Raw genomic sequence first — 3576 nt, 5'->3', positions numbered from 1 at the left:
ACGAGGTCGAGCAGCGCGACGATCGCGTCGTTCGGCACCGCGCGCGGCACCTGCCCGGCCGTACCGAGCGTCGTGTCCGACAACGGCAGATGCGGGACGAACACCATGTCGTAGTGCAGCCAGAACCCGCGCGTCAGCAGCATCGGGCCGAGGATGACGGCGGCGCACACCGCGCTCGCGAGCAGCCCGGCGTGACGGCCCGCCCAGCGCGTCGCGCCCCACGCAGCCCCGTGCGTCGCTCCCCGGCCGGACGTCGTGACGGCGTCACTCGAACTCGGCAAAGGCCTCGCCCATCTTCGCGCTCTGACGGCGGATGTCGTGCTCGGCGAGCATCCGCGCGCGGTTCGCCGCCGACGCCGCACGCGCGGCCGAGTCGTCGGTGAGGAAGTGCACGAGACCCTCGGCGAGCGCGTACGCGCCCGACTCCGTCAGCAGGTTGGGTGCGCGCACGGCTTCGTCATTGGTGCCGCACGCGGTCGTGACGACGGGCAACCCGCACGCCTGCGCCTCGAGGTAGGCGAGGCCGAGCTGTTCGGTCCACTTCCACGTCGGGCGCGGCGCCGTCGTGAAGACGCGCGCGGAGCGCAGCAGCTCGGCGACGCCGTGCGCGTCGAGTGATCCGGCGCGCACGACGGCGCCCGGTTCGGCCTGCTCGGCCTCCTCGACGAGCCCCGCGAGCGGCCCGCTACCTGCGACGACGAGTTGCGCGTCGGGCACGCGCCGACGCACGAGGCGCATCGCGTCGAGGACGGTGTCGATGCCCTTGTTCGCCGCGAGCGGCGAGGTGAACACGACCCGCGGTCGGTCGGCGAGTTCGGCTGCGGGGTGGAACAGTTCGACGTCGACGCCCGGCTTGACGACGCGCACGCGCGACAGGTCGAATCCGTTGAGTTCGAGGTGGTCGCGCGCCGCGTCGACCATGCAGAGGATGAGGTCGGCGTCCCGGGTGCTCTCGAACGCCTGACGGTACGGCGGCAGCGCGTACAACGGTTGGCGCGGCAGGTTCTCCCACGTGATGACGGCCTGCCGCAGCCCCGGGCGGCGTCGGCGCCGCGCGCTGAGCTGGCCGGTGACGAGCGAGCACAGCTCGAGGCTCGCGACCCAGTCGGGGCGCGTCCGCTCGAGCTGTTCGTCGAGCCCCTGCGCCCACGCGAACGCGCCGGCCTCGATGAAGCGCGTCACGGGGCGACGGTACGTCGTCGGCATCCAGGTGAGGTCGCCGAACGGCTCCTCGCGCGCCATCGCCGTGACGTGTGTGCCCGGCATCCGCGACATCCAATACAGCTCACGGCGCGGCCGCTGATCGGGCAGCGACAGCCACAGCAGCTCGCGGGTCATCGCGCGTGATCGCGCCGTGCGCTCGCCGCGCCGAGGGCGTAGCCGACGGCCTCCATCGCGCGCATGCCGACCATGCCGACCGCGTGCAGCGGGCGACGCGCGAGGTCGTCGCGGTGCGCCCAGTACGCCGTCAGCACGTCCCGGCCCTGCTGCCCGACGGCACCGTCGTGCTCGGCCGCGAACGCAGGGATGCTGCGCCCGTAGTAATAGCGCTTGGAGAAGACGTCGCGCAGCGTGAGGCGGCCCTCGTCGTGGTCGATGATGATGGGGGCGAGCTCGATCCGCTGACCCGCGCGGCGCATCTTGAGCCGCAGATCCGCGTCCTCCGGCCCCGACATCGCGAGGTGGAACTCGCCGTCGGTGCGCATGAAGTCACGCCGCAGCAGCCGCGGGTTGTGCAACCACGGCTGGTCGAGGTAGCACTCGCGCTCCAGGGCCCGGCACGCCGTCCAGAAACCGTCGCCGATCGTGCGCTCGGGCAGCGCGACGCCGTCGGCGCCGGTGCGCTGCGCCGTGTCGAGGGCGACCTCGATCGCCCGCGGCGGCAGGATCATGTCGCTGTCGAGCCATACGATCCACGGCGTCTGCGCGGCCTCGATGCCGCGGTTGCGCTGCGCGGAACGTTCCGGCCCGCCCTCGAGGTACACATCGGCCCAGCGGCGCGCGATGTCCTTCGTCGCGTCCGTGCTGGCGTTGTCCACGACGATGAGCGTGACGCCCGGCTCGCTCTGCTCCTTGACCGAGCGCAGCGTCGCTTCGAGGGTGCGCTCGTTGTTGCGCGTGGGCACGATGACGCTGACACCACGCTCGAACATCGCGTCAGGGGTTCGCTCGTCCATCATCATCCTCGTTCTGCGATCGCCCGGTCGGTCGTGGCTGTCTTCGTGGCTGGGTCCGTGGCCGCCTCGGTGTGCGGCCCCGCGCGGTGGCTGCCGCCGCTGCGGCGTGCGGTTCGTGGCGCGTCGTGCTGACGCAACAACCCAATGAGCGCGATGACGAAGCCGGCGCCCGCGATGCGGTGCGGCCACATGTTCGCGGCGATGGCGTCGGCGCTCACCTGCCCGAGGCTCGGGTCGAGCAGGAGGAACGCCCCGACGCCTGCGAGCACGAGCAGCGCCCCCGCGACGACGAGATGACGCGAGCGCACCCGCGTCAGGCGCAGCGCCGCGACCGCGACGAGCGAGGCGACGAGGCCCGCGGCGCCGACGCCGAACGTCGCGGCGACGACGCATGCCACGTCGAGGCGCAGGTACTGAGCGTCGCTGCGCCGTGCGAGTGCGTCGGCGCGGCGCATGCTGCGCGTGTACGTCTCGCTGCGGTGCGGCACGGGCGCGCGCAGGCCGCCGCGTCGGGCGGCGACGATGACGATGGCGGCGATCGCCGCGAGCGTCAGCAGCGTGACGATCAGCGCCACGTTCGCCCAGCGCTGCGGCGCGAACCGCATCTCGACGGTGCCCTGCGCGCCGGCGGGCAGGATCCAGCCGGTGCTGTAGCCGTCGATCGTCGTCGGGGCGGGAAGCGCCTTGCCGTTGAGCGTCGCGCTCCAGCGTGCGTCGTAGCTCTGGCCGATGACGACGGCGCTCGGCGTCGCGCTCGATTCGAGACGGATCGTCTTGTGCGTCGGCGTGTCGTCGGTGACGCGGAACGCGGGCGCCGCGGGCACGCTCGTCGCCTGCTTGCGGTTGTCGCGCAGGTCGAGGGAGTCGAGGACGAACCCTGGGGCCTGCTCGATACGGCGATCGCCGGCGTCGAGCGTCACTGGCGTGCACGAGACCCAGCGCGTGCCTTCCTGCGAGGAGCGGGTGATCGTGTCGTCGTCGAGGCGCATCGGCACGGCGCGCCCGTCGATCGTCGCGACGTCGAGGCAGCGGTTCTTGCCGGGTGAGTCGAACGGGCCGAGGTCGGAGGTCTTCATCGACGCGCCCGTGTCGATGCGGGTGAACTCGGCGGGCGTCGCGAGCTCCGGGCCGTCGGAGGCGTCGATGACGACCCGCACGCGCGAGCCGCGGGTGCCGTCGGGCAGCGCGATGTGCGTGTCGCCGTTCTTGTTCACCGACGAGCTCGCGACCTTCTTGCCGTCGACGAGCACCGACACCTTCGTCGCCCACTGCGTGCGCTTCGCGTCGCCGAGCGTCGGTTTCTGCGTGAGGTCGACGCTGGTGATGTCGCGCGGCGCCGTCGTCAGCTGCCACCAGGCGCCCTTGGGCGAGGCTCCCCCGGGCACCCAGCCCGTGTCGC

Annotated in this window: 4 protein-coding genes; all 4 read right to left on the bottom strand. The window is 72.5% G+C overall.

Annotated features, from left to right (window positions below; all coding sequences use genetic code 11):
* Window positions 1-281 (bottom strand): hypothetical protein (locus B2284_RS03970; RefSeq protein ID WP_286697223.1); only part of this gene is annotated, 281 nt, incomplete at its 3' end.
* Window positions 265-1338, bottom strand: a complete 1074-nt coding sequence (locus B2284_RS03965) for a glycosyltransferase family 4 protein (RefSeq protein ID WP_062258205.1) — start codon at window positions 1336-1338, stop codon at window positions 265-267. The genes B2284_RS03970 and B2284_RS03965, both read right to left, overlap by 17 nt.
* Complete coding sequence (locus B2284_RS03960) at window positions 1335-2177, bottom strand: glycosyltransferase family 2 protein (RefSeq protein WP_062258203.1); 843 nt, start codon at window positions 2175-2177, stop codon at window positions 1335-1337. Before B2284_RS03960 ends, B2284_RS03965 begins: the two co-directional genes overlap by 4 nt.
* 2 nt (window positions 2178-2179) lie before the next feature.
* A partial coding sequence (locus B2284_RS03955; protein WP_286697222.1) for a hypothetical protein occupies window positions 2180-3576 on the bottom strand: 1397 nt, incomplete at its 5' end.

Origin of the sequence: Dermacoccus sp. UBA1591, from assembly GCF_002322065.1 — a bacterium.
GTDB classification, from domain to species: Bacteria; Actinomycetota; Actinomycetes; order Actinomycetales; family Dermatophilaceae; genus Dermacoccus; species Dermacoccus nishinomiyaensis.
This window is presented reverse-complemented; position numbering and strand designations above follow the sequence as displayed.